The organism is Alicyclobacillus fructus (genome assembly GCF_017329605.1).
GTDB lineage: Bacteria > Bacillota > Bacilli > Alicyclobacillales > Alicyclobacillaceae > Alicyclobacillus > Alicyclobacillus fructus.
The window spans coordinates 1-303 of sequence record NZ_JAFMTY010000102.1 but is presented as its reverse complement, the minus strand read 5'-3'; the positions used below and the strand labels follow the sequence as shown (position 1 = coordinate 303).

Sequence of the window (303 nt, the reverse complement as noted above, 5' to 3'; positions counted from 1 at the left end):
GGGGCTGTTTGCGGCGAGCTGCAGGGTAGCCAGCCCGAGTGGGCGCGTAGGAGAACGGTCTGGGAAGGCCGGCCAGAGACGGTGAGAGCCCGGTATCCGAAACGCGCGCATGAGGGTGGAAACAGACCCCGAGTACTGCGGGACACGAGGAATCCCGTAGGAATCCGGGAGGACCACCTCCTAAGGCTAAATACTCCTTGGCGACCGATAGCGAACCAGTACCGTGAGGGAAAGGTGAAAAGCACCGCGGGAGCGGAGTGAAAGAGAACCTGAAACCGTGTGCCTACAAGCAGTCGGAGCACC

General features: G+C 61.7%; 1 rRNA gene. It reads left to right on the top strand.

The annotated features are described in order from the left end of the window. A 23S ribosomal RNA gene (locus J3481_RS14495) occupies positions 1–303 on the top strand; the annotation flags it as partial.